This is a genomic window from Rhodococcus sp. AG1013, assembly GCF_003350365.1.
Lineage (GTDB): Bacteria > Actinomycetota > Actinomycetes > Mycobacteriales > Mycobacteriaceae > Prescottella.
This window is the reverse complement of record NZ_QQAT01000005.1, coordinates 239,399-263,799: the sequence shown is the minus strand read 5'-3', so window position 1 is coordinate 263,799 and position 24,401 is coordinate 239,399. Positions and strand designations below refer to the sequence as shown.

Below are 24,401 nucleotides of genomic sequence, written 5' to 3'. Positions count from 1 at the left end.
CGCCAAGGCCATGGAAATCGTGTTCACCAGCGCGGACGCGCAGGAAGGACCGACCGCGTTCGCCGAGAAGCGCCCGCCGGTCTGGCAGGGCCGCTAACCATTCACCGACACGACCCGGCACCGCATCCAAGTGCTCTGGCCGGGTCGCGACACATTCGAAAAGGAACACCCATGACCAACGCTGTCATCGTCGACGCGGTCCGCCTCGCCTCCGGCAAGGGCAAGCCCGGCGGCGCCCTCGCCGGCACCCACCCCGTCGAACTCCTCGCTCAGGTCCTGCGCTCGATCGTCGACCGCAATGACCTCGACCCCGCCCTGGTCGACGACGTGATCGGCGGCTGCGTCCAGCAGGTCGGCGAACAGGCACTCAACATCGCCCGCACCGCCCTGCTCTCCGCCGGGTTCCCCGAATCGGTGCCCGCCACCACCATCGATCGCCAGTGCGGATCGAGCCAGCAGGCCGCGCACTTCGCCGCGCAGGGCGTCATCGCCGGCGCCTACGACATCGTCATCGCCTGCGGTGTCGAATCGATGAGCCGCATCCCGATGGGAACCTCCCCCATCGGCCAGGACACCGCCGGCCCGGGCATCGCCGCCCGGTACCCGGAAGGGCTGATCCACCAGGGCATTTCGGCCGAACTGATCGCCGCGAAGTGGAAGCTCGACCGCGAGACCCTCGACGCATACTCCGCCGAATCCCACCGCCGCGCCGCCGCCGCGGCCGCCGCCGGGTTCTTCGACGCCGAGATCGTCCCCATCGACGTGCACAACGCCGCTGGCGACACCGTCTCCCACACCGTCGACGAGACCGTGCGCGCCGCCACCACCGCCGACGGACTGGGCGCCCTGAAGTCCGCGTTCCGCAGCGACGAGTTCTCGCAGCGGTTCCCGGAAGCGCAGTGGCACATCACCCCCGGCAACTCCTCGCCGTTCACCGACGGCGCCTCCGCCGTGCTGATCATGAGCGAGGAGATGGCGTCCAAGCTGGGCCTGACCCCGCGCGCCCGGTTCCACTCGTTCTCCGTCGCCGGCGACGACCCGATGTTCATGCTCACCGCCCCGATCCCGGCCACCCACAAGGTCCTCGCCAAGTCGGGCCTGAGCATCGACGACATCGACGCCTACGAGGTCAACGAGGCCTTCGCCCCCGTCCCGCTGATGTGGGCACACGAATTCGGCGCCGATCCCGCCAAGCTCAACCCCCGCGGCGGCGCCATCGCCCTCGGCCACGCCCTCGGGTCCTCCGGCACCCGCCTGCTCACCACCCTCGTCAACCACCTCGAGGCCACCGGCGGACGCTACGGCCTGCAGACCATGTGCGAAGGCGCCGGCATGGCCAACGCCACCATCATCGAACGCCTCTGACACACAGAACAACTCACCTGCGCACTCGGGCACACCCGGGTGTGCAGGTGTCTGTCCGCCCATGAACCCGCCAAGGAGACGGAATGCAGCGTAGACACTTCGAGGCCGACCACCAGGCTTACCGCGAATCGGTCCGCGAGTTTCTCGCTCGCGAGATCGAGCCACACTACGAACGCTGGGAGACCGACAAGCTGATCGATCGTTCTGCGTGGACCGCGGCGGGCAGGTCCGGAATGGTCGGCCTCGGCGTTCCCGAAGAGTTCGGTGGGTCGGGTGTCACCGACTACCGATTCCGACACGTCGTTGCGGAGGAGATCGCCCGGACGGCGGTCACCTCGTTCGGCTCCGGCCTGAGTGTTCACGACGACATCGTGATCCCCTACATCGTGCATCTCGGTACCGAGGAGCAGAAGCGGCGATGGCTGCCGGGCATGGCCGCCGGTGACCTGATCGGCGCGATCGCGATGACCGAGCCGGGGGCAGGCAGCGACCTGCAGGGTGTCAAGACCAGCGCGGTGCGGGATGGCGACGAATGGGTGATCAACGGACAGAAGACGTTCATCACCAACGGAATCCACGCCGATATCGTGATCGTGGTGTGCCGCACCGACCCCGAGGCAGGGTCCCGGGGCTTCTCACTGATCGTCGTCGAACGTGATGCTCCCGGTTTCAGCCGCGGACGAAAGCTCCACAAGGTCGGGCTGGCCGCTCAGGACACCGCCGAGTTGGTGTTCGAGGACGTGCGCGTGCCCGCCGACAACCTGCTGGGCACCGAGGGGCGGGGTTTCATCCACCTGATGGAGAACCTACCGCTCGAGCGGATCTCCATCGCGGTGAACGCGATCGCAGCGGCGCGGGCAGCATACGAGTGGACGAAGTCGTATGTCTTCGAACGCAAGGCCTTCGGACGGCCGATCGGCGATCTGCAGAACACCCGCTTCGCCCTGGCCGAGATGCGCACCGAAATCGAGGTCACCGAGTCGCACATCGACCGTTGCGTTCTCGCACTCGGCGACGGCGAGCTCACTGCCGTCGACGCGTCGATGAGCAAGTGGTGGGCAACCGAACTCCAGACCCGCGTAGTCGACCGCTGCGTACAGCTTCACGGCGGTTACGGCTACATGATGGAGTATCCGATCGGACGCGCCTATGTCGACTCGAGAATCCAGACCATCTACGGCGGTACCACCGAGATCATGAAGGAGATCGTCGGACGGGACATTGCCTCCGAGTTCCGGTGACACGGACGCCCCGAACCGATCGACGAGGTCCTAGAGCAGTCGGACCGACCTGTCTGCGAATCGCAGACACATCATTCGCCCCACTACCGAGGAGTTGACATGGAATTGATCGCAGTACTGGAGTTGACCTTCAAGCCGGAATCCCTGGACAAGGCGCGCGAGGTGATGACACGGGTACTCGGCGAGACTCGTGGATTCCCCGGCTGCGTGAGTGTGAAGTCGGTTATCGACGGTAGAGATCCCAATACCTGGCGTTTCGTCGAGACCTGGGAATCAGCCGAGCACGATGCCGCGTATCGCAAGTTCCGGGCCGGCGAGGGGGCCATCACCGATCTCGGTCCGCTCCTCGCCGCTTCGCCGTCACTCGTGACGGGAAGTGTCGACCCGCTCATGTGAGCGAACAGACCTGAACCGGCCTCTCTCCGTCGCCTCGCCGTCGGGCGGTAGCGCAGCGCCGCTGTCGCCTCAGCGGTACCCGATGTGGGCACGGATGGCTCCGTCAGCTCGGAGCCATCCGTGCCCACACGTGTATTCCGACATCGCCTCCAAACCGACCCGCCAGCCCTCCCCGACTCCGTCCGCGCCGGCAAGTAGCGTGACCGCAGCGGCGGATATCCAGGCGTGCTCACCTTCGCGCTCGCCGCCCCACAGCGGCTCCGAGAGCCTTTCCAACACCCGCGATTCCGACCGCGGCCGGAGCGCGCATCCTCTTTACTTCAAAACTCGAGTGGTGCCGATACATTCGAAGACTTCCCCAACGACTCCTCGGGGGTCCGGGTGCTACGTCCACGTCGCGGAGGACGGCGAGACTGCGCGGGAACGGTGGCGGCCCTACCTGACCGGGTATGTCAGCCCTGCAGAGGCCAAGGACCGGGTGCACGAGGTGAAGACAGTGGTCGAGCCGGACATTCACCTCGCGGTGTTCGACGTCGATGCACTCCCGCACGACGTTCTCGTCGACAACATGGGCATGTTCCCGGCCGACGTGATGCCCGAGCGCTGAGCGCACCGCTCCGGCGCGGTCGATACGATTTGTGCCAGCAAGACTCGAACTGGAGGAGATCCGCGTGGCGCAGACGAACCGAACCGACCGCCAACGCATCGGGGCCAAGGGGCGGCAGACCGAGCAGACGATCAAGGATGCTGCACGCAAGGTCTTCGCGCGCGATGGCTACCTCAATGCCAGGATCACCGACATCGCTGACGAGGCCGGGAAGTCTCCGGCCGCGCTGTACAACTACTTCGACAACAAGCGCGAGATCCTCGAAGTGTTGTTGCAGGACTTCATGGATCTTGTTGTCGACCCGAGCGATGACGCCACACCCGTCAGCAGGTACACCAGGGCTACCCTCAGATCGGATGTCGCCGGCTTCTGGCGTGCATACACAGAATTCCTGCCCGAGTTGGTCGGCGTCCATCACGCGGCGGCAGTGGATTCCGAGTTCGTGCAGGTATGGATGAGTATGCGCGAAGTGGGTGTGCGGAAGATCGCTCGACTCGTCTCGGCGATGCAGGCCAAAGGCTCTGTGGACCAGGATCTGGACCCCTACGTCGCCGCTTCCGCGCTCTCGTCGATGCTCGAGCACAGCTGCTACTTGTGGCTCGGGATGAGCGCACAGGGATCCGGACGGCCGGCTTCCGACGACCAAGCGATCGACACCATCAGTTATCTGTGGTCGCGGTCCCTCGGGATCGGTGACGAAGTGCTCTGATACCGACCCGGTACCGGCCCTCCAACTATGCGAACAGCGACGCCCCCTGGGGAACTCGGGGGCCTTCCGGGCGCGCGGCGGTTCCCGGCGGGCGTCGCACGTCGTAATCAATCACATTTCAATCAGTTTCTGCCAGAAGTATTTTCATGACGCAGACTCGAGATTCGTCGATCACCCCTGAGGTAAGCACCGACCCTGTTGTTCGGGACGGAGGTCGCGCCTTGCGGGATGATCTCGGGCACTTCACGTCGGGTGTGCTGATCGTGACAGGTGCCGTCGGCGGGCAACCGGTGAGCCTCACCTGTCAGTCGTTCTCATCCCTTTCGATCAATCCCCCGATCGTAATGTTCTGCCCCTCGAAGGCATCGACGAGCCGGCAGCAGATCAGGACATCGGGTGCCTGCTGCATCAATGCGCTCGCGGGAGCCAGCTCGAGCTGAGTAACCTCATCGCGCAACGGCGCGATGACCAATTCGGCGATGTCTTCTAGCGCACAGGAAGAACAGGGTCACCACTGATCGAGGGCTCCCTCGCGCATATCGAGTGCATTATCGATTCGGTTGTCCCGGGCAGGGACCGCAACATCGTCCCGGGCCTGGTCATGGAAGCCGCCTGGCAGCCGTCGGGTCGCCCGCCGGTATACAACCGCGGTCGGTACGAGCCCCTGACCGATCATTGTTTGCGCACGAAAGAAACTCTTACGCAATTTGTTTCGCTCAATGCTCGACCCGACCAGGACATTCGATATCCGACGCGGCAGGCTCCGCCTCACACTCGGGAGGCCCCGTCGAGATCACCGACGCTACGGCACGAACTGCACGCGCAGCGCCTTCTTGTCGATCTTGCCCACTGACGCCTTGTGGATCACCGTGGCCTCCGCAACTGCCGGACGGCGCGACCGCACCGGGACGACGGGCCATCGTCGGCGCACGCGCCGGGTCACCACACCCAGCGTGTTGCAAGAATCCATCTCTGTTAAACAGAAACGAATGGACAAAGAAGGCGCTGTACAGGCACTATATTGACTTACCGATCGATAGATCGGTCTTGACATCAGCGGCGTCGCAGCGGTTCAATCAGTCCTGGCTCATACCCGGTGAGTCCGGTCACACACTCGAAGGGATGTTCAGCCGATGCTGAGGAAGCCCGAACCGACTCAGACAATCCACATGGCGACCGAGCATGCCTTCGGCCCACCCGGCGCCCACCGAACTGACTCGCAGCCGGCGCGCGCATGCGGCACGCACATGCGGCACGCAGTCCAGACCCGAGGAGGGCTGTGACCGCCGCGCTCAGAGTGTGCGGCATAGCGGGAAGTCTGCGTCGCCGACGTCATCACCGACTGCGTCAAGCAACGATTCCCCCTGAGCTAGGCACCCCCGTATCGCCGACCACCGCCGCGAACACTGCGATTCCGGCTTGCTCTAAGACTTCAGCCCTGCAACTCGATAACGTTGCGCATCAACCGATTCCGTAGAGCGAAGCTCATGACGGGGAATCGGCGGTCTTGCACTCCATCAACAGCCGGACGTCTGTGCACCTTCAGCCCAGTCCCGATAGGACGCCATCGCATCCACCCGAATCAATTGTTTGTTCGATAGGACACTCATCGCTATTGTCTGTGATGCGGGACTCCCCGCATCGCCTCTTCCACTCGCACCCGGGCACAACCACGCACCTTCGGAGCGGTCGACTGCCGCCCATACCCGAGTGGATCACTCTCTTGCGCAACGTAATAACCAATCATCCACATCCAGAGCTTCAGCCCACGAGGGTCGAGAGCATCAGCCCGAAGGAATGACTGAATGACCGCAGAGCAGACTGCTGTTCCGATAGTCGCCCAAAGCCGACCCGACAACCGGCGCCGCGCCTGGAGCATGACGGGCCTCGTCGTGTTTCTCTACATCATCAACTATGCCGACAAAGCCGTCCTGGGCATCATCGCCCAGCCGATGGCCCGTGAACTGGGCCTCACCTCCGCCCAGATCGGCATGGTCGGCTCGCTGTTCTTCCTCACCTTCACGATCGGCGGCTTCTTCGCTGGTCCCCTGAACAAGTACCTGACGCTGCGCTGGGCGCTGCTCATCCTCGCCGCAGCATGGTCGGTGGTGATGCTGCCGCTGCTGATCTCGGCATCCCTGGTGACCCTCATCGTGGGTCGGATGCTCTTGGGACTCGCCGAAGGTCCGAGTTCTGCGCTCATGCACACTGCGACCTACTCCTGGCATCCACCGAACAAGCGTGGCCTGCCGGGCGCCTTCCTCATGGCATCGGGATCCATCGCGAAGATCCTGCTCGCCCCGGTCCTCACGTTCATCACCATCAACTACGGCTGGAGAACCACCGTCGCAGTCTTGACCGTCCTCGGCGTCACATGGATGGTGTGCTGGCTCATCGGTTGGACCGAGGGCCCCTACACGGGGAAGGCACCGAAGGCCGAGGCCGGCGATGCTGACGACGCCGTGGCGAGCGTTCCGTGGCGGAAGATCCTCCTCTCCCGTACATTCGTCAGTTGCGGCGCGCTCACGATCGTCGTCTACGGCCTGTCTACTGTGGTATTGACCTGGCTCCCTTCATACTTCGAACGTGGCCTCGGGTACAGCGCGCTGCAGGCCGGATCGATGCTCGCGATACCCGCCATCGTCACACTCATCCTGTTGATCACCTCGGGATTCGTGACAGACCGACTGATGGGACGTGGCGCGAGCTCCCGCACGGTACGGATCATCGTTCCGTGCATCGGCGTGCTGGTCTGCGGGATTGTTCTGGCGGCGCTGCCCCTCGTCGACGTACCGATGCTGGCGGTTATTGCGTTGTCGATCGGCTACGGTGCCGCCAGCATGGCGTTTCCTCTCATCAACGCAGCCATCTCGGAGCTGTGCCCACCTCAGCAGACGGCCGGCACCATGGGCGCCTTCCTCGCGACCATGGCCATCGGTGGGCTCATTGCGCCGTATGCGACGGGCGTGATCATCGACAACGCCGCCACCCCGACGGCCGGCTACACCCTGGTGTTTCAGGTGATCGGCATCCTCGCCGCCATCGCTGCGGTCGCGGCACTGCTGCTCGCGAATCCGGACCGCGACCGCCGCGCCATCCTGGGCTGATCGTCACCCGTCTGTTGATCCGGAACCTCTCGCCGACGGAGTTCGCGGTCGACATCTCGACTCTGCCGCCGTGAGCGGATCGGCACATGCGTGGGGCCGGCAGTCGTACGACTGCCGGCCCCACGCATGTGCGGCGGATAATCCCGGCAGACCTAGCCCGCCGTGACGACCTCGCGCGCCCAGCGGTAGTCGGCCTTGCCACTGGGCGACCGCCGGATCGACGGAACCACCACCACGGCACGCGGAATCTTGTAGCCCGCAACGTGAACGCGGCAGTGTTCGGCGATCTGGCCGGGATCGGTGTCGTCGAAGCCGGGCCGCAACTGCACCACCGCTGCGACTCGCTCCCCGTACCGGACGTCGGGGGCACCGGCCACCAGCGCATCCATCACGGCGGGGTGGGTCTTGAGTGCCTGCTCCACCTCTTCGGGGTACACCTTCTCGCCGCCGGTGTTGATGCACGTGGATCCCCGACCGAGCAGCAGGATGGTGCCGTCCTCCTCCATCCGACCCATATCGCCCAGGATCGCCATCCGCACGCCGTCGACCACCGGGAACGTGGCGGCCGTCTTCGCCTCGTCCTTGTAGTACTCGAGCGGCACGTGCCCCCTGCGCGCGATGAAGCCCACGTCGTCGGAGCCCGGCGACATCGGCCGGAACTTCTCGTCGACGAGGATCATGTTGGGGTTGGAGCGGATTCGCTTCGTGCCGTCCTCGCCGAACTCGACGATGCCGTCGTGGCCGGTCTCGGACGCGCCGAAGGCGTCCTTGATCGTCAGGCCCGGGATCATCTCGCGCAGTTCGTCCTTGAGCGTCGGGGAGAACAGCGCACCGCCCGAGCCCATCATCTTCAACGAACTCAGGTCGTGGCCCGCCCCGTGTTCGCGGATGGCGTCGGCGATCGGGCGCGCGATGGCGTCGCCGACGACCGTGATGCCCGCGAGCTGCTCGGCCTCGACCAGACGCGGCACGTCGGCCGGGTCGAACGTACGGGTGAGGACGCGCCGCTCACCCATGAGGAAGGCGATGAGGAGCGAATAGATGGCCGCCCCGTGCATCAGCGGCGGAATCAACAGGTACGCAGAGGGTTCGGTGTTGGCGGTGGCGCCGGCCACCACCTCCTCGAGCGAACGCCGGGGGGCGCCGCCGACGTTCCCACCACACAGCGCCGCGAAGTAGAAGTCCTCGTGCCGCCACACCACGCCCTTCGGCATCCCCGTGGTGCCGCCCGTGTAGATCACGAAGTGGTCGTCCGAACTGCGCGGTCCGAAGCCGCGGGTGTCGGGCTGCGCGGCGAGGGCGTCCTCGTAGTCGACCACCGTCACGGACTCGAAACCGGCCGGCAGCCCGTCGTGCTCGCCGACCACGACGACGTGCCCGATGCCCGGGCACTGCGGCAGAGCCACGCCCGCGGTCGCGAGGTACTCGTTCTCGACGATGAGCGCGACACTGTCGGAGTTGCTGTACAGGTACACCAGCTCGGCGTCGGTGTACCGGAAGTTGACGTTGATCGGCACCGCGCGGATCTTCATGCAGGCCAGCAGGGCCTCCACGTATTCCATCCGGTTCCGCATATGGACCGCCACGTGCTGCCCGGGCTGCACTCCCACCGACTCGAGGTGGTGCGCGAGCCGGTTGGCCCGGCGGTCGAGCTCGGCGTAGGTCCGGCGTTCGTCCCCACACACCACCGGCACCCGGTCCGGAATCGCATCCGCGACCGCTTCGTACAGGTCGGCGATGTTCAGCGTCACGTAAGTCCATCCTCACTTCGGCAGGCCCGGATCGCGGGTCAATTGTTCGCGAAGCTAACACAATCGGGTGTTTGTTGGGACCAAAATCGTTGTGCCGGTTTCCCGTCAAGATCCCGTCAGGAACGCGGCCGTCCCCTTGCGGGGGTTGAACAGGCGAGTAAGACTTTGAACATGTGTTCAGCCATGGCTGTTCCGTCCGACCGGGACCTCAACACCCGCGCCCGGATCCGCGATGCCGCGATCCGCGTGTTCGGTGAACAGGGGTTCGACGCCGGGATCCGCGCCGTCGCGACCGCGGCGGGGGTGTCGCCCGGCCTGGTGAACCATCATTTCGGCTCCAAACAGGGCCTACGGGCGGTGTGCGACGAGGAGGTCCTCGGCATCATCATCGCCGAGAAGAGGGATGTGCTGACGGCGTCCAGTCCGGCGCGCATGCTCTCCTCGTTGTCGGAGCTCGAGCGGTACGCGCCCCTGGTGGCGTACCTCGTACGCAGCTTCCAGGCCGGGGGGCGGCTCGCGACGTCACTGTTCGAGCACATGGTTGCGGGCGTCGAGGCGTACCTCGAGGCGGCGGTCGCCGAGGGGCGGGTGCGCGCAAGTCGCGACCCGACCGCACGCGCGCGCTACCTCACCATGAACAGTCTCGGGTCGACCCTGCTCTACCTGCAGATGCGGTCCGACGATGACCGGTCCACGGACTACGCCCGCGCGATCCGCGACATGACGGACGAGATCATGCTGCCGGGCCTCGAGGTCTACACCGAGGGACTGTTCGTCGATTCGTCGATGCTCGACGCCTACACCGGCGTCCACCCCGACCCCGACCCGGGCTGAAGGGACCCCTCGTGCGCCCGCAGCGCGTAAAGGGACCCTTCAGCCGATCCGTTGCCCCACATTCCGTCTCCCGAGGAGAAGGCATGACCAACATCATCGAAATCGACAAGCTCGTGAAGACGTTCGGCGCCACCCGCGCCCTCGACGGGTTCGATCTCACGGTCAGCGAGGGCGAGGTGCACGGTTTCCTCGGCCCCAACGGCGCCGGGAAGTCCACCACCATCCGGGTTCTCCTCGGACTCCTCCGCGCCGACGGCGGGACGACGAGACTGCTGGGCCGCGACCCGTGGCGGGACGCGGTGGAACTGCACCGCGAGATCGCCTACGTACCCGGCGATGTCACGCTCTGGCCGTCGTTGACGGGCGGCGAGATCATCGACCTGCTCGCGCGGATGCGCGGTGGCCTCGACACCGCACGCCGGGCCGACCTGATCGAACGGTTCGACCTGGACCCGCGGAAGAAGGCGCGCGCCTACTCCAAGGGCAACCGGCAGAAGGTCGCCGTGATCTCGGCATTCTCGTCACACGCCCGGCTGCTGCTGCTGGACGAGCCCACGTCGGGCCTGGATCCGTTGATGGAGAAGATCTTCCGTGACTGCATCGCCGAGGCAGGCGCGCGCGGCGTGACCGTACTGTTGTCGAGCCACATCCTGTCGGAGGTGGAGGCGCTGTGCCAGAAGGTCACCATCATCCGGTCCGGCAGGACGGTCGAGAGCGGCACGATCGACTCGATGCGTCATCTCAGCCGCACGTCGATCACCGCCGAACTCACCGCCGATCCGGGCGACCTGGCCGCCATTCCCGGGGTCGCGGACATTCGATTCGACGGCCGCACCCTGCACTGTCAGGTGGATGCGGACGCCCTGGGGACGCTGATTCGCACGCTCGGCGACATCGGGGTGCGGAGTCTGGTCAGCACGCCCCCGACGCTCGAGGAACTGTTCCTGCGGCACTACGAGCTGACGGAGGAGGTGCGGGTATGACCACCACCGCCGCACCGGTCGCGTCGGTCCGGACGGATCGACGGTCGCCCGCCCATTTTGCCGGGACCGGCGCACTGCTACGCCTGTGCCTGCGACGTGACCGGCTGATCCTGCCGGCGTGGTCGATCACGATCGGTCTGCTGCCGATCGTGTACGGCAAGGCCATCGCCGGGCTGTACACCACCGACGCCGCCCGCACCGCGTTCGCGGAGTCGACCGCGGCCCTGAAGTCCGAAATCGCTTTGGTAGGACCGATCTTCGGCTCGAGCGTGGGGGCCCTGACCACGTGGCGTGCCGGTTACCTGTTCACGTTCCTGGCCGTCGCCGTGATCCTCACCGTCGTCCGGCACACCCGCACGGAGGAAGAGACCGGCCGTACCGAACTACTCGACTCCACGTCCATCGGCCGGTACGCGGGCCTCACCGCCGCGCTGCTCGTCGCGGGGATCGGCGCCACGATCAGCGCGCTCGTCGGCACCCTCGGTCTGATCGGTATCGGTACCGGCGCAACGGGTTCCATCGCATTCGGCGCCGCGGTGCTCGGCGCCGGTGCGGTGTTCGCCGGGGTCGCCGGTGTGGCCGCCCAGGTGAGCACCGGGGCACGGCTCGCGCGCGGCATCGCCTTCGCCGTCCTCGCGCTCGCCTTCCTGCTCCGCGCGGTGGGCGACGCCACCTCCGGGACGCTGTCGTGGCTGTCCCCCATCGGCTGGGCCCAGCAGGTGCGGCCGTACGCCGACGAACGCTGGTGGGTGCTGCTGCTACCGGCGGTCACGACCGTCGTACTCGTCGCCGTCGCGTACCGCCTCCTGTCCCGACGCGACCTCGGCGCCGGTCTGATCGCCGAACGGCCCGGGCCCGCGGCATCGCCGCCGTCGCTGGCCGGCCCCGTCGGGCTCGCGTGGCGCACGCAGCGCGGGTCGATGATCGCCTGGACGGTGGGCCTGACCGTGTTCGCACTCGTGATCGGCGGCGCCGCACACGGTGTCAGCGATCAGCTGGGCGACAGCGAGCTCATCACCCAGGTCCTGGCGCGGCTCGGTGGGCCGTCGGCGCTCGAGGACTCGTTCATCGCGATGGCCTTCACGATCCTGGGGCTGGTGTCCAGCGCCTACACCGTCTCCGCGACACTGCAACTGCACGACGAGGAGGAGTCGGGCCGGGCAGAGTCGATCCTCGCCGCGTCGATCGGGCGGGACCGGTGGGCGATGAGCCACATCCTGTTCGCGCTGATCGGCCCCGCCGTCGCGCTCACCGTCGCCGGACTGGCGGCCGGTTTCGCGTACGGCGCGTCGGTGGACGACATCGGTGGCGAGGTTCCCCGGATCCTGGGCGCCGCTCTGGTGCAGCTGCCCGCCGTCTGGCTGGTCACCGGCATCACCGTCGCACTGTTCGGGGTGCTGCCGCGCTTCGCACCCGCGGCCTGGGCGGTGTTCGGGACGTTGATGGCGCTGTACGTGTTCGGGATGGTCGCCGATCTGCCGCAGCCCCTGCTCGACGTCGTCCCGTTCACCCACCTCCCCAAGCTGCCCGGCGGCGAGTTCCAGGCCGCCCCGATCGTCTGGTTGCTGCTGATCGCCGCGGCACTCCTGTTCGCCGGACTGGCCGCGTTGCGCCGCCGGGACCTCCGCTGATCAACCCCTGAACGGGAATGCACGGCGCACTTTCGAGACCGAACCGTGCCGTGAATTCCCGTTCAGGGGTTCGCGGGGGGTTTCTAGACTCGGGTTATGACAGCTTCGCGCGCGTCAGACGAGGTCGTGGACTGGTCCAAGATCGAGGAGCGGGCGCCGTCGGTCGCCCGGATGTTCATCGATCGGGTGGCCGCATCCCCGCAGGCGGAGGCCTTCCGATTCCCCGGTCCGGGCGGTGCGGGCTGGACGAGCGTGACGTGGGCCGACGTCGGCAAGCGGGTGCGCGCGCTGGCGGCCGGGCTGATCGCGCTGGGTGTCGAGTCGGAGCAGCGCGTCGCGTTGGCGTCGATGACCCGGTACGAGTGGGTGCTCGCCGACCTGGCGGTGATGTGTGCGGGCGCCGCGACCACCACCGTGTACCCGACGACCACGGCGTCCGACGTCGCCTTCATCATCGCGAACTCGGGCAGCCGGGTCGTGGTCGCCGAGGACGAGGCCCAGCTCGCGAAGCTGCGCGAGCACCGCGCCGAGATCCCCGACGTGCAGCGCGTGGTGCTCGTCGACGGCACCGCACCCGCGGACGACGAGTGGGTGGTCGGGTTCGACGACCTCGCCGCACTCGGCGAGAGGTTACTGGAGGAGCGGCCCGACGCCGTCGACGAGCGGATCGCCGGGATCTCGCCGGACAGCCTCGCGACACTGATCTACACCTCCGGCACCACCGGTCGACCGAAGGGCGTGCGGTTGCCGCACTCGGCGTGGACGTACGAGGCCGCCGCGATCGACGCGGTCGGGATCCTCGACGCCGACGACCTGCAGTACCTGTGGCTGCCGCTGTCGCACGTGTTCGGCAAGATCCTGCTGACGCTGCCGCTGCAGATCGGATTCGCGACCGCCGTGGACGGACACGTCGACAGGATCGTCGACAATCTCGCCGTGGTCCGGCCGACGTTCATGGGCGCCGCGCCGCGCATCTTCGAGAAGGCGTACGCCCGCATCGTCGGCACCGTGAAATCCGAAGGCGGTGTGAAGGAGAAGATCTTCGACTGGGCCATCGGCGTCGGACTCGCGATGTCGAGGACCCGGCAGACCGGCAGGACACCGTCGGCGATGCAGAAGGCGCAGTACGCCCTCGCCGACCGGCTGGTGTTCCAGAAGATCCGGGACCGGTTCGGCGGACGGTTGAAGTTCTTCATCTCCGGCTCGGCCGCGCTGGATCGTGATGTGGCGCAATGGTTCGACGCGGCCGGCATCGTCGTCCTCGAGGGGTACGGGTTGTCCGAGACCAGTGCGGCGTCGCTCGTGAACCGACCGTCGGCATACCGGTTCGGCACCGTGGGCTGGCCCATCCCGGGCACCGAGGTGAAGATCGCGGAGGACGGCGAGATCCTGATCAAGGGTCCGGGAGTGATGAGCGGCTACCACGACAATCCGGAGGCCACCGCCGAGTCTCTCGGCGCCGACGGATGGTTCCACACCGGCGACATCGGCACGATCGACGCCGACGGGTTCCTGCGGATCACCGACCGCAAGAAGGACATGTTCAAGACGTCCAACGGCAAGTACGTCGCGCCGTCCGCGATCGCGGCCACGTTCAAGGGCATCTGCCCGTACGTCGGGGAGATCATCGTGCACGGGGAGGGCAAGTCGTACTGCGTCGCCCTCATCAGTCTCGACGGCGAGGCGATCGCCGAATGGGCCCAGGAGAACGGCATGGGCGATCGGCCGATGCGCGAGGTCGCCGCGGCGGCACCGACCATCGCGATGATGAGTGCCTACATCGACCAACTCAACGCCGGGCTCAACCGGTGGGAGCAGATCAAGCGGTTCACCATCCTCGAACGCGAACTGACCATCGAGAACGGCGAGATCACGCCCAGCATGAAGCTCAAGCGCAAGAAGGTCGTCGACAACTTCGCCGACAGGATCACCGACCTGTACGCCTGAGCCCGTCGATCAGATCCCGGCCGGAACGGGGACGTGCGTTCGCATCCAGTCCAGCCCGTGCCCCAGCGCCGACTCCGGGCCCTCGTCGTCGATCGCCGGACCCAGCAGCTCGAGATCCACCAGCCCCGCGTAACCCAACTCGCGCACCTCCCGCACCAGCCGGTCCAGCGGGATGTGCCCGTCGCCGGGCACCCAGCGGGTCGGCACCGACGTGATCTCGACCCGGTGGTCGCCGATCTGGAAGAGGTGAATCGCATCGAGGTTGTCGGCGAGGGTCCGCATCAGACCCCGTTCCTGCCAGGCCGAGTACAGGTCCACGCAGAGCCCGACACCGTGCAGCCGGGCCAGCGCGGCGGTGTCGGCGACGGTGTGGACGAAACTGATGCCGGACCGGATCGACATCGTGTTCTCCAGCGCCACCGCCACGCCGGCGTCACGGGCCCGCTCGACGAGCGGACCGAACCGGTCGACGGCGCGGTCCGCGGCGTCCTCCCACGACAGCGCGCGCGACCCACCCGACGTGAAACAGACTGTCGGAACACCGTTCCGGGCGGCGGCGTCGACGGCGCGTTCGAGGTACCCCAGGCTCGACGCCCAGCCGTCGTCGCTGTCCTGCATCGCACGGGCCCCGCCGGCGATGTACTCGAGGCGGAGCCGTTCATCATCCGCCCGTTCGCGACGGTAGCAAATGTTCGGTACGAGACCTAGGTTCGTTCCCGTTGCGGGCCGCTCTAGTCTGGACCCATGTCCGCACCACAGCGCCCCACGTTCGGGCAGTACGTCGGGTACCTCTTCGGCCGGACGCTGCCCGACGAGTACCAGGACTGGGTGCGCCAGGACCTGGTCGGTCCGGGCGCGTCGGTGCGCTACCTCATCCGGTTCACGCTGCCGATCCTGCCGATCCTCGCGCTGTTCCTGCTGATCCCCGGCCCCGTGTGGGTGCCGCTGGCGATGATGGCGCTGCTGTTCCTGCCGCTGGTCTACTTCGCGATCGCATTGATGCAGGTGTACCGCCGGCATCGCCTGCACAGCCACGGCCTGGACCCCGAGCTGGTCGCCGAGAAGGCGCAGCGTCGCGCCGACCGGGTCCGTGACGACTACGAGCGCCGCCACGGGCGCGGCTGACCTCCACAAGTTACCGACCGGTCAATTATGGTGGACGCGCGAACCGACGAAGGGAAGAAACCATGAGTGAGCAGGTAGCGACCGCCGATCTGGCCGACGAGATCGGACCGGACATTCGCAGCTGCGACACCCAGTTCATCCAGTTCGGTGCCCGGGCCGCGTTCTCCGGCCCGATCACCACCATCAAGTGCTTCCAGGACAACCTGCTGGTGAAGCAGACCCTGAGCGAGCCCGGCAACGGCGGCGTCCTGGTGGTCGACGGCGACGCGAGCGTGCACACCGCCCTCGTCGGCGACATCATCGCCGGGCGCGGCGTCTCCAACGGCTGGGCCGGCGTCATCGTCAACGGCGCAGTCCGCGACTCCGCGATCCTGCGCACCCTCGACATCGGCATCAAGGCCCTCGGCACCAATCCGCGCAAGAGCACCCAGACCGGCTCCGGCGAGAAGAACGTTCCCGTCTCCTTCGGCGGCGTCACCTTCAACCCGGGCGAGACGGTCTACAGCGACGACGACGGCGTCGTCGTCCGGTAAGTCCGTCAGACGCGTCGCAGGTGGCCGGCCGTCCAGGCGGCCACCAGCGACAGCACCTCGGGATCCACCGGTTGCCGCACCAGTTTCCGGTAGACCCGCAGCGACGGCGGCGCCGGATCGCGGCGCAGCAGGTGGGTCAGGTCCGGCATCCGGACGGTGTCGACCCCGTCCGGTACGAGCGCCGCTATCGACCCCAGATCGTCGGGATCCACCTGTAAGTCCTTCGCGCCGGTGATCGCGAGCACCGGCGAATGATTCTTCTGCAGTAGCGGTTTCGGATCGAAGTCGAGGAACTCCCGGAACCAGCGGGCGTTGACCTTGCGGCCACCCATCCGCGCGACGTCGCCGGTCGATCGATACAGCTTGTCGAGTGCCTTGCGCTGTCTGGCCTTCACGTCCACCCGCAGCACGCGCAGGATCGCACGGGTAGGAACGGGCAACCCGTCGACGGCCTTCCCCGACTGCCAGAGCAGCACTTCCCGGCCGGTCACCGCCGGTCCGGCGAGCAACACCACCGCCGACGGATCCACCGTCCGGTCCGCACCGAGCGCCATCGCCAGGCACGCACCCTCGCTGTGGCCGATCACCCCGACCGCGTCGCGCGCGAAACCCGCTGAGCTGCGCAGCCATTCGATCGCCGCCGCCGCGTCGGCAAGGTTGTCGGTCAACCCCGTCGCATAGTAGTCGCCACCCGACTTCGCGACACCGCGCTTGTCGTAGCGCAGCGACGCGATCCCGTTGCGGGCCAATGCTTCCGCAAGCGCCCGGCTGACACCGATCGGAAGCTTCGCATGGTCGCCGTCGCGGTTCATCTCACCCGAGCCGGTGAGGATCAACGCCACCGGTCCGGCCTCGGCGCCCGCGGGGACGGTGAGGGTGCCGGCGAGGCGAGTGCCGTCCGACGACGCGAACGCCACGTCCCGCTCGGCCGTCCCCGGCCGGTCAGCGTCGAGGGCGGCGCGGATCCGCGCCACGACATCCGCCGCGTCGGCCGCGGTCACGATCAGTTCGTCGAACTCCGCGCCCGCCGCACGGCCGACGGTGCGCACGCGCACGGCCGGCACGCCGGCACGCGCGGCAACGTAGGTGCGCACTCCCCCACCCCGCCAGGTCCCGATGCGCAGGCGTCGTGGAACACCGAGGCCCGGCGCTCGTATGCCGCGGATGTTCGCGAACGCATCGGCGACCACGTCGGCTTCGCGGATCTGCTCGACGGGAACGGTGACATCACCGTGCACTCCGGCGATCCGTTCGAGACGCGACAGCCTCAGGACAATCCGGTCATCCTGCACACTGAACTCGGCCACGGCAGCACCTCCTCGCACGAGTATCCCGCGCGGCGCAGGCTTCGCGGGCTGGATCATCGCCACTGACCGGGCAGAACGGTCGACCGGGCCACGAGATGCAGCGGGCGCAGGGGGCCCGACGCGACAGTCGAGGCCCCCTGCATCCGCCTTCTAGCTACGAGACGACGCCGCGGTGATGCCGTGGCGCCGCAGCAGCACGCGGGTCGACCGCCGGTAGGACGCCGGGCGCGCCGGCAGGAACCACTGCGCCAGCCGCGTCAGGGGTCCCACATTCGCGTCGATCTCGTCGAGCACCTCGTCGACCTGCCGCAACGAGAACGGGATGATGTTCGTTCCGCGAGCCGGTTTACCCTCGCTGCGCTCGACCATCCAGTCCAGCCGAGTGCGGACCAAGGCACGCCGGTCCTCGAGTGACGGCAACCGGGCACCACCGAGCATGTGATCGGCCGTCCAGAGCGCGGCGGCCTCGGCACTGAGTGGACTGAACAGCGACGAGCCGTAGCCGACGAAGTAGAGATTGGGGACGTCGAGCGGCAGGATCTGCCGGTAGAGCTGGAAGTTACCCACGTCGTCGGTGAGCCGTGACTGAAGCTCATCGGTCAGGAAGGGCACCCGCTGCTCGAATCCGGTGGCGCATACGATGACGTCCGCGGGCACCACTGCGCCGTCGCCAAGTTCGGCGACCGGCTTGCCGTCCTTCTCGTGCAGCGAGGAGATGACCGCTCCTCGCCGTACTCCGATCGTGCCGTCGGCCACCTTCTCGTAGAACTGTTCCGTCGCGAGGCTCACCGCGTGCCGCACGATCCGCTCGAACGACCCCTCGGGAACCAATCCGACGCGATCGAGAAGGAGTTGCCGCTGTGTGATCGCCTGGACGGCGCCGAGCAGACCGTTGCGGAGAAACCTGCCCGGGCCGGTGAGAAACCGGCCGAATCCGCGCTGCTCGATGTGCTCGAACATCCCCTCACTGAGTCGAGTGAGGAGGATGTACTTGTAGTTCAGCACATTTCCCAGCTTTCGGGGCATCTTCCACGTGACCTCGCGGGCCACCACCGTCATGGAGGACGTGACCTCGCTCAGGGCCTCCGCGACGTCACACGCGGACTTTCCGTACCCCACGACCAGGACATCCTTGCCGGCCGCGTCCTCGAGACGGTGGAAGTCGGAGGCGGCACACAGCCGGCCGCCTGCCCGCTCGTACTCCGCCGCACCGGAATACGGGGGAACGAACGGATCACAGAAGATGCCGTTCGCGATCACGAGTCGGTCGTACTGCTGCTCCACTGTTCGGCCGCTCTCGACCTCACGGGTCGTCACCGACCAGTTCCCGGAGCCCTCGTCCTGAGTCGCCGACGTCACCTCTGTGCCCAGGCGCAGGTGCGGGCGCAACCCGAAGCTCTCGGCGTATCCGGCCAGATACCTTTGCACCTGCTCCCCCGTCGGCCACTCGGGGTAGTCCCGCGGCATCGGGTAGTCGGAGAAGGCATAGGTGCCCTTGTTGTTCTGGGTCGTCACCCCCGGATATCGACGCGTCACACTCCACACGCCGCCGACGTCCGGGGTCCGGTCGAACACGGTGACGTCGAACCCGAACTGTTTCAGCACCTTCGCCGAGGACAGGCCGGCGACGCCGGCTCCGATGATCGCGACCCTCACCGGACCACACCACCCGCGACGACTACCGGCCGCGGGCAATCGGCTCGACGCGGACTCACGCCGACGCCTCCTCACGCCCGAGCGACTCACCGAGGAACTGGCCCACCAGCTGCTGGAACCGGGACGCATGCTCGATCTGGGTCCAGTGACCACACTTTCCGAACACGTGCAGCTGCGCGTTGGGGATCGTTTCGAACATGTGCCGCGACGCCTCCACCGGAACCACTCGGTCCTCGCGGCCGTGGAGGATCAGCACCTCGTGCTCGATCTTCGCCAACTCGGCGTCGGGCACGATCTGCGCATCGAGCCACCGCTGCCGCGGCGGCGGGAACACCTTCTCGAACGCCTCCTGCGCCCCCGGACGCAACGTCGCCCGGTACCGCAGCTCGGCGAGTTCGTCGGTCACGAGCGACCGGTCGTACGCCATGATGTCCATGATCTTCTTCATGTTCGCGACCGACGGGGTATAGCCCCACAGCGCGTCGAGTTCCGGCGTGAAGTCGAACTGCACACCGCCGGCGCCCATAAGCACGATGCGATCGAGACGGTCCGGATATCGCGTCGCAAGGTGCAGCGCCAGGCCGCCACCGAACGAGTTCCCCACCACGTGCACCTTCGGGATGTCCAGCGCGTCGAGCAGCGCCAGGATCTGATCGATCCAGGTGTCGAAGATCTCGAACTGTGCCGGTTCGGGCAGCGACGTGTAGCCGAAGCCGACGAGGTCGGGGGCGATCACTCGAAAGTTCTGTGCCAGAACGGGAATCAGCCCACGCCAGTTCGCCCAGGCCGAGACTCCGGCGCCGGACCCGTGCAGCAGGAGTACCGGCGCGCCGGTACCGACGTCGTGGTAGTTCGTGTCGAAGGATCCGGTGCGCAGGCGCTGTCCGATCTCCGGATTGGATTCAGTCGTCATTGTCAGTCCTTGCTCGGGAAGACGGAGGCCACTGCCGACAGGAGATCGTCCTGCAGTCGCTCCGGGGACGGGTAGGCGCGCTTGCTGTGCGCGAGGCCGGTCTGCACCAGCAGCTCGCACAGTTTGTACGCGACGACTCCGGGGTTGAGGACGGGCACATCGAGCACAGACGAGAGATACGCATGACTCTGGTGCATCGTGGTCGAACCCAGAATGATGACGTCAGCACCGTCCTCTTCGACGGCGGCACGCGCCTCCCGCTCGACGGCGGCGAACACGAACTCCTCCTTGCCGGCCAGCAGCTCCGCCGCGTCGGGCCGGACACCGATGTCACGCACTGACGCCAGGCGTCCGGTAAGCCCGTTCTCGCGGGCGGCTTTGTGGTAGAGCTCGTGCCACTCCGGCCACATCGTCACGACCGAGAAACGCTTGCCCAGTAGACATGCGAGCAGCATGGTGGCCTGACTCGGGGCGACGACCGGGATCGTCAACCGCGAGCGAAGTGCGGCGAGCGCCGAGTCGCTCATCGAGTTCACGCACACCGCGGCGTAGCCCTGTTCCTCGGCGCGGCACCCCGCGTCGAGCACGAAGGCATCGGCCAATGTCGTCTCGTACGCGCTGTCGAGCGTGCCACCGCCCGCGCGTGCCGACACGAACACGTTCTCGAAGTCGGGGTGGACCAAGTCGGCGGAGAGCTGGGAGGCGAAGGCGTCCAAGGATTCCGGTGGGACCGGAACCGGAACGATGTTGAGTACACGCTTCACAGGTCGAGTTCCTCTCTGGTACGGGTGAGGGTGTCGACGACGGCGTACGCGACAGCACGCGTCGCCATCATGACGTCGGTGACCGAGGCGACGCCCATGCCACCGAGCCCCTCATTGAGTTCTGCCGGCGCGGCGGCCGGCGGCCATGGGTAACCAATTCGGGCACAGGGAATTCCGAGTCTACGAATGAGCGTTCCGTCGGTCTGGCCGCCGAGCAGGGGCGTCGTCTCGTACGGTGTGCCCTCGACTTCCTCCCAACCGCGGCGGCACGACTGGACGATCCAGTTGTCCGGGTCTGTCATGCCGCCGGGCAGCGAACCGTACATCTCCCAGTCCATGTCGACCCCGGGGTGCCGGCGGCAGATGTCGGCGATCATCTGCGCGAACTGGTGGCGGACGTCGCCCGGGGTCACCCGCGGGTTGACCCGGAGGTCGAGGTAGATCTCCGTCGTGGCCGACGGGAACGCCGGCTTGTCCGGGCTCCCCGACCGCACCGCGGAGATCCAGCCCTCCGGGATGGTGGAGCCCGAGGTGTTGCGTGCGGTGTACTCGGGCAGCCACGCCTCGATCTCCTGGATCACCGTCGCCGCTGGAACGATCGACGAACGGAAACCCTCAGTGCCCCTGGATATTCCCGCGTACCCGTACGTGCCCCGCACGGACACCTTGAACCAGCACATTCCCGGTTCCTCGGGGTAGACCGCCCACCACGGCTTGAGCACGACGGCGTGGTCGGGCACCATACCGTGCGTGAGCATGTGAAACACGCCGCTGCTCATCCCGACGTGGTCACGACCACTCATCGTCACCGGCATGCCACCGCCCGCGAATCCGATCGCGAGGTCGCCGACCAGAGGAAGATCCGCGTCGACGACGGCGTGCATCACTTCGGTAAGACCGGCGACCATGCACTTCGGATTGGAGGCGCCGAGCCCGACGACCAGATCACCGTCCACCTTGGCTTCGGGAATCATGTCGGGGCGCAACGACTTTCCTACCCACGGCACATCCGAATCGGGATCGATGTGGGTGTCGATGGGCGCGTACAACAGGAGCCGGCTGCCGCCACCGGTGCCGTGCAATCCCCCGACCGCGTTCCCGGTGTGCTCGGAGATCGGCTGGTACCGAGCGTCGATGCCGACCCGATCCCGCAGGTGGGTAGCCATGAACTCGGACGCGGCCCGCTCGCGGCCCGTCGGACTGTGGATGCCGATCAGGTCGACGAGCAGGTCGCGGAAGCGGTCCGCGTCCAGCTTCGCGCACACGGCCTCGTACATCTCGCGACGAGTGTCGTCGAGCGGTAGTGGCGTGGTGGTCGATACGTCAGTCACCGTTCGTCTCCTCCTCCGATACACCGGGCCGCCATGCCAGGCCCACACGATCCGTAAGACAGGTCGCCACCCGCACCAGCGCCTGGTCGGCATGCGCTGGTGCCACGAGCTGGATACCGAGCGGCAGGCCGTGCACGCCGCGTCCGGCGGGAAGCCCGACGGCGGGACATCCGCTGACGCTCGCCAGCTTGTTGAAAACGGGGTCACCCGTTCCGTCGGCGATCGCCGGCGCCTCGCCGGGTGCGGCCAACGTCACCAGCAGGTCCACCTCATCGAACGCGCGATCCACGAAGGAACGCGTTCGCCTCAGAACTGTTCGCGCATACTGGATCTCACTCGCAGGGGCCTGCCGTCCGGCCTGCAGGAACCTGTGTAACTGATCGCTTATCCGGTCAGGGTGCGACCGGTGGATGCGCCCGGCGAGGGCGGCGGAGGCCTCGGCAGCCATGAGCAGCGTGTGTGCCTCGTCGAGTGCGATCAGGTCACTCGGGACCTCCACATCGACGACGTCCGCGACCACGTCGCGCAGACGGGAGACAAACTCCTCGAGCAGCGCGGCGGCCGCCGGCGTCGCACGGTCCGCCCACGGCGGACGCAGCACACCGACCCGCAACTCCCGCATCGGCGCCAGCACCGTGACCGCCGGCGTCTCTGATCCGTCGGTGGCGAGGGATTCATCGACTGCCCCCAACCACGCAGGATGACGCGCGAACGCCCCGACCGTGTCGAAGGTGAGCGCGACGGGAAGAACGCCGTCGAACGGCCAGCGCCCGTATGTGGGTTTGAGGGTGAACACGCCACAGAACGACCCCGGCCGGAGTACCGACCCGGCGGTCTGGGTGCCCAGCGCCAACGGCACCTGACCGTCCGCGACTGCAGCGGCCGAACCGCTCGACGATCCGCCGGGCGTATGTCCCTGCCCGTGGGGATTGCGGGTGTCCGTCGGCCGGTAGGTGGCGAACTCGGTAGTGGTCGTCTTGCCGAGGACCACCGCGCCGTCACGGCGGAGTCGGCGGACCACCTCCGCGTCCCGCTCCGGCCGCCACCCCGCCCACAACTCGGAGCCGTAGCCGGTGGGCTGATCGCCGGTCTCGATGATGTCCTTGAGACCGAACGGGATACCGTGCAACGCCGAGCGACGCGGCTCGGCATCGCGCAGCGCGGCCTGCTCCAGTGCGAGATCGGGATCGAGGTGGGCCCACGCCTTGATCGCGCTGTCGCGCTGTTCGATTCGTTCCAGACAGCCCTCGACCGCGGAGACACTGAGGTTCTCGTCGGTCAGGATGTCCGAGAAGGGGGAAGCGACGCCGGACAACGTGGTCACCCCGCCTTCTGCGGTTCGTGACCCCACCGGGAAGGCGAGAGGAAGGTCTTGACCTCCCACTCGTCCGAGTCGACGAGGTCGCCGCCGTACCCGATCTCGATCGCGAATCCGGAGGGCGTGCGCAGGTAGAAGGACGTCACACCGTCATTGGTGTGACGGCCGAATGTCATCTGCAGGTCGATGCAGGCCTCGTTGATTAGGTCGTACGCACGGCCGACGTCGTCGAGCGATTCCACCTCCAGCATCAGGTGGTTGAAGTCCCCACCCTTGAAGCTGAAGCACTCGTTCATCAGCGCCAGGCTGTGGTGACGCGGATTGCAGTGCAGGAAGGTCGCATCCGCGCCGTCCCACACGATGTAGTCCGTCAACCGGAATCCGAGGACGCGGGTGTAGAAGTCGACGGCCGCCGGATAGTCCTTGCACATGAGGACGACATGGCCGAGACCTAGCTCGCCGGTCACGAAGCCACTGATGACACCGCCCTGAGCGAGCGGGAGGTGATCGACGGTCGGGCCGAAGCGGACCTCGTTCGGAAATCCGTCGCCATCGACGAACCGGAAGGACGCCAGCGCCATTCGCTCCTCCGGCGGGCCAGCGGGGATCCATTCGACGGCAATACCCTCGGCCGTCACACGGTCCGCGATGGCTTGGAGTTCTTCGAGGCTGTCCACGTCCCACGTGATGGTCCGGATCCGGTCCTCGGTCGCGGGGTACAGCGCTATTCGATGATGGTGGTCGTCGATTCGGATCAACAGCGGGTCCTGATCGGATGCGCGAGGTCGGGCGTGGAGCCCCAGGAGGTCGACCAGTACGTGGCGCCAAGCCTCGAGGTCCGTGACGTCGACGCTCAGAGCGCCCAGACGGGAAATACTCATCT

The 24,401-nt window shown here is 67.0% G+C and carries 23 protein-coding genes and 1 pseudogene; 14 read left to right on the top strand and 10 right to left on the bottom strand.

Features of this window, described 5'->3' with window-relative positions; genetic code table 11:
- From DEU38_RS29100 to DEU38_RS29780, 7 genes and pseudogenes are all read left to right on the top strand, one after another.
- Nucleotides 1-97: pseudogene (locus DEU38_RS29100) on the top strand (enoyl-CoA hydratase); the annotation flags it as partial.
- A gap of 74 nt (nucleotides 98-171) precedes the next feature.
- The gene (locus DEU38_RS09770) at nucleotides 172-1,365 is read left to right on the top strand and encodes an acetyl-CoA C-acyltransferase (protein WP_114720428.1); all 1,194 of its coding nucleotides are present in this window, start codon (nucleotides 172-174) and stop codon (nucleotides 1,363-1,365) included.
- A gap of 83 nt (nucleotides 1,366-1,448) precedes the next feature.
- Nucleotides 1,449-2,606, top strand: a complete 1,158-nt coding sequence (locus tag DEU38_RS09765) for an acyl-CoA dehydrogenase family protein (RefSeq protein ID WP_114720426.1) — start codon at nucleotides 1,449-1,451, stop codon at nucleotides 2,604-2,606.
- 99 nt (nucleotides 2,607-2,705) lie between these two features.
- On the top strand, nucleotides 2,706-3,002 hold the full coding sequence (locus DEU38_RS09760; RefSeq protein WP_114720424.1) for a putative quinol monooxygenase: 297 nt from the start codon (nucleotides 2,706-2,708) through the stop codon (nucleotides 3,000-3,002).
- 334 nt (nucleotides 3,003-3,336) lie between these two features.
- Nucleotides 3,337-3,609: a hypothetical protein gene (locus DEU38_RS28045; RefSeq protein ID WP_147283491.1), complete on the top strand. Its 273-nt coding sequence runs from the start codon at nucleotides 3,337-3,339 to the stop codon at nucleotides 3,607-3,609.
- A gap of 64 nt (nucleotides 3,610-3,673) precedes the next feature.
- Nucleotides 3,674-4,318 (top strand): TetR/AcrR family transcriptional regulator, encoded by a 645-nt coding sequence (locus DEU38_RS09750; RefSeq protein ID WP_174907279.1) that lies wholly within the window; start codon nucleotides 3,674-3,676, stop codon nucleotides 4,316-4,318.
- Between the two features lie 146 nt (nucleotides 4,319-4,464).
- A complete protein-coding gene (locus DEU38_RS29780; protein WP_114720418.1) occupies nucleotides 4,465-4,758 on the top strand; it encodes a flavin reductase family protein in 294 nt (97 codons plus the stop codon).
- Between the two features lie 362 nt (nucleotides 4,759-5,120).
- Here DEU38_RS29780 and DEU38_RS28365 read toward each other — a convergent pair whose 3' ends face one another.
- On the bottom strand, nucleotides 5,121-5,288 hold the full coding sequence (locus DEU38_RS28365; protein WP_181818721.1) for a hypothetical protein: 168 nt from the start codon (nucleotides 5,286-5,288) through the stop codon (nucleotides 5,121-5,123).
- Between the two features lie 835 nt (nucleotides 5,289-6,123).
- On the opposite strand from DEU38_RS28365, the gene DEU38_RS09735 reads away from it, so the two are divergent.
- On the top strand, nucleotides 6,124-7,425 hold the full coding sequence (locus tag DEU38_RS09735) for an MFS transporter (protein WP_258557761.1): 1,302 nt from the start codon (nucleotides 6,124-6,126) through the stop codon (nucleotides 7,423-7,425).
- A 152-nt stretch (nucleotides 7,426-7,577) separates the two neighbouring features.
- On the opposite strand, the gene DEU38_RS09730 is transcribed toward DEU38_RS09735, so the two are convergent.
- Entirely contained in the window at nucleotides 7,578-9,176 is a 1,599-nt protein-coding gene (locus tag DEU38_RS09730) for an acyl-CoA synthetase (RefSeq protein ID WP_114720412.1), read from the bottom strand.
- Nucleotides 9,177-9,359: 183 nt separating this feature from the next.
- Between DEU38_RS09730 and DEU38_RS09725 the strand changes: the two genes are divergently transcribed.
- The 4 genes from DEU38_RS09725 (at nucleotide 9,360) to DEU38_RS09710 (ending at nucleotide 14,571) form a co-directional block, all read left to right on the top strand.
- Nucleotides 9,360-10,010 carry a TetR/AcrR family transcriptional regulator gene (locus DEU38_RS09725; protein ID WP_114720410.1) on the top strand — a complete coding sequence of 217 codons (651 nt, stop codon included), beginning with the start codon at nucleotides 9,360-9,362 and terminating at the stop codon, nucleotides 10,008-10,010.
- Between the two features lie 83 nt (nucleotides 10,011-10,093).
- Nucleotides 10,094-10,993, top strand: a complete 900-nt coding sequence (locus tag DEU38_RS09720; RefSeq protein ID WP_114720408.1) for an ABC transporter ATP-binding protein — start codon at nucleotides 10,094-10,096, stop codon at nucleotides 10,991-10,993.
- On the top strand, nucleotides 10,990-12,624 hold the full coding sequence (locus DEU38_RS09715; protein ID WP_114720406.1) for an ABC transporter permease: 1,635 nt from the start codon (nucleotides 10,990-10,992) through the stop codon (nucleotides 12,622-12,624). The genes DEU38_RS09720 and DEU38_RS09715 overlap by 4 nt, the downstream gene beginning before the upstream one ends.
- Nucleotides 12,625-12,720: 96 nt before the next feature.
- Nucleotides 12,721-14,571 (top strand): long-chain fatty acid--CoA ligase, encoded by a 1,851-nt coding sequence (locus DEU38_RS09710; protein ID WP_114720404.1) that lies wholly within the window; start codon nucleotides 12,721-12,723, stop codon nucleotides 14,569-14,571.
- Between the two features lie 9 nt (nucleotides 14,572-14,580).
- Here DEU38_RS09710 and DEU38_RS09705 read toward each other — a convergent pair whose 3' ends face one another.
- Complete coding sequence (locus tag DEU38_RS09705) at nucleotides 14,581-15,261, bottom strand: sugar phosphate isomerase/epimerase (RefSeq protein WP_258557766.1); 681 nt, start codon at nucleotides 15,259-15,261, stop codon at nucleotides 14,581-14,583.
- Nucleotides 15,262-15,315: 54 nt separating this feature from the next.
- Here DEU38_RS09705 and DEU38_RS09700 point away from each other — a divergent pair, with 54 nt between their 5' ends.
- Complete coding sequence (locus DEU38_RS09700) at nucleotides 15,316-15,696, top strand: DUF5313 family protein (protein WP_114720494.1); 381 nt, start codon at nucleotides 15,316-15,318, stop codon at nucleotides 15,694-15,696.
- A gap of 62 nt (nucleotides 15,697-15,758) precedes the next feature.
- Nucleotides 15,759-16,229, top strand: a complete 471-nt coding sequence (rraA, locus tag DEU38_RS09695; RefSeq protein WP_114720402.1) for a ribonuclease E activity regulator RraA — start codon at nucleotides 15,759-15,761, stop codon at nucleotides 16,227-16,229.
- Between the two features lie 5 nt (nucleotides 16,230-16,234).
- Here rraA and DEU38_RS09690 read toward each other — a convergent pair whose 3' ends face one another.
- The 7 genes from DEU38_RS09690 to DEU38_RS09660 form a co-directional block, all read right to left on the bottom strand.
- Nucleotides 16,235-17,536: a S9 family peptidase gene (locus DEU38_RS09690; RefSeq protein WP_114720492.1), complete on the bottom strand. Its 1,302-nt coding sequence runs from the start codon at nucleotides 17,534-17,536 to the stop codon at nucleotides 16,235-16,237.
- Between the two features lie 150 nt (nucleotides 17,537-17,686).
- Nucleotides 17,687-19,192 carry an NAD(P)/FAD-dependent oxidoreductase gene (locus DEU38_RS09685; RefSeq protein ID WP_254622704.1) on the bottom strand — a complete coding sequence of 502 codons (1,506 nt, stop codon included), beginning with the start codon at nucleotides 19,190-19,192 and terminating at the stop codon, nucleotides 17,687-17,689.
- Between the two features lie 55 nt (nucleotides 19,193-19,247).
- The gene (locus DEU38_RS09680) at nucleotides 19,248-20,105 is read right to left on the bottom strand and encodes an alpha/beta fold hydrolase (protein ID WP_114720490.1); all 858 of its coding nucleotides are present in this window, start codon (nucleotides 20,103-20,105) and stop codon (nucleotides 19,248-19,250) included.
- Nucleotides 20,106-20,107: 2 nt separating this feature from the next.
- A complete protein-coding gene (locus tag DEU38_RS09675) occupies nucleotides 20,108-20,869 on the bottom strand; it encodes an aspartate/glutamate racemase family protein (RefSeq protein ID WP_114720398.1) in 762 nt (253 codons plus the stop codon).
- Nucleotides 20,866-22,200 (bottom strand): acetylornithine deacetylase, encoded by a 1,335-nt coding sequence (locus DEU38_RS09670; protein WP_114720396.1) that lies wholly within the window; start codon nucleotides 22,198-22,200, stop codon nucleotides 20,866-20,868. The genes DEU38_RS09675 and DEU38_RS09670 overlap by 4 nt, the downstream gene beginning before the upstream one ends.
- Nucleotides 22,193-23,524: an amidase gene (locus DEU38_RS09665; RefSeq protein WP_114720394.1), complete on the bottom strand. Its 1,332-nt coding sequence runs from the start codon at nucleotides 23,522-23,524 to the stop codon at nucleotides 22,193-22,195. The genes DEU38_RS09670 and DEU38_RS09665 overlap by 8 nt, the downstream gene beginning before the upstream one ends.
- Nucleotides 23,521-24,399 (bottom strand): VOC family protein, encoded by an 879-nt coding sequence (locus tag DEU38_RS09660; protein WP_114720392.1) that lies wholly within the window; start codon nucleotides 24,397-24,399, stop codon nucleotides 23,521-23,523. The genes DEU38_RS09665 and DEU38_RS09660 overlap by 4 nt, the downstream gene beginning before the upstream one ends.
- Between the last annotated feature and the right edge of the window lie 2 nt (nucleotides 24,400-24,401).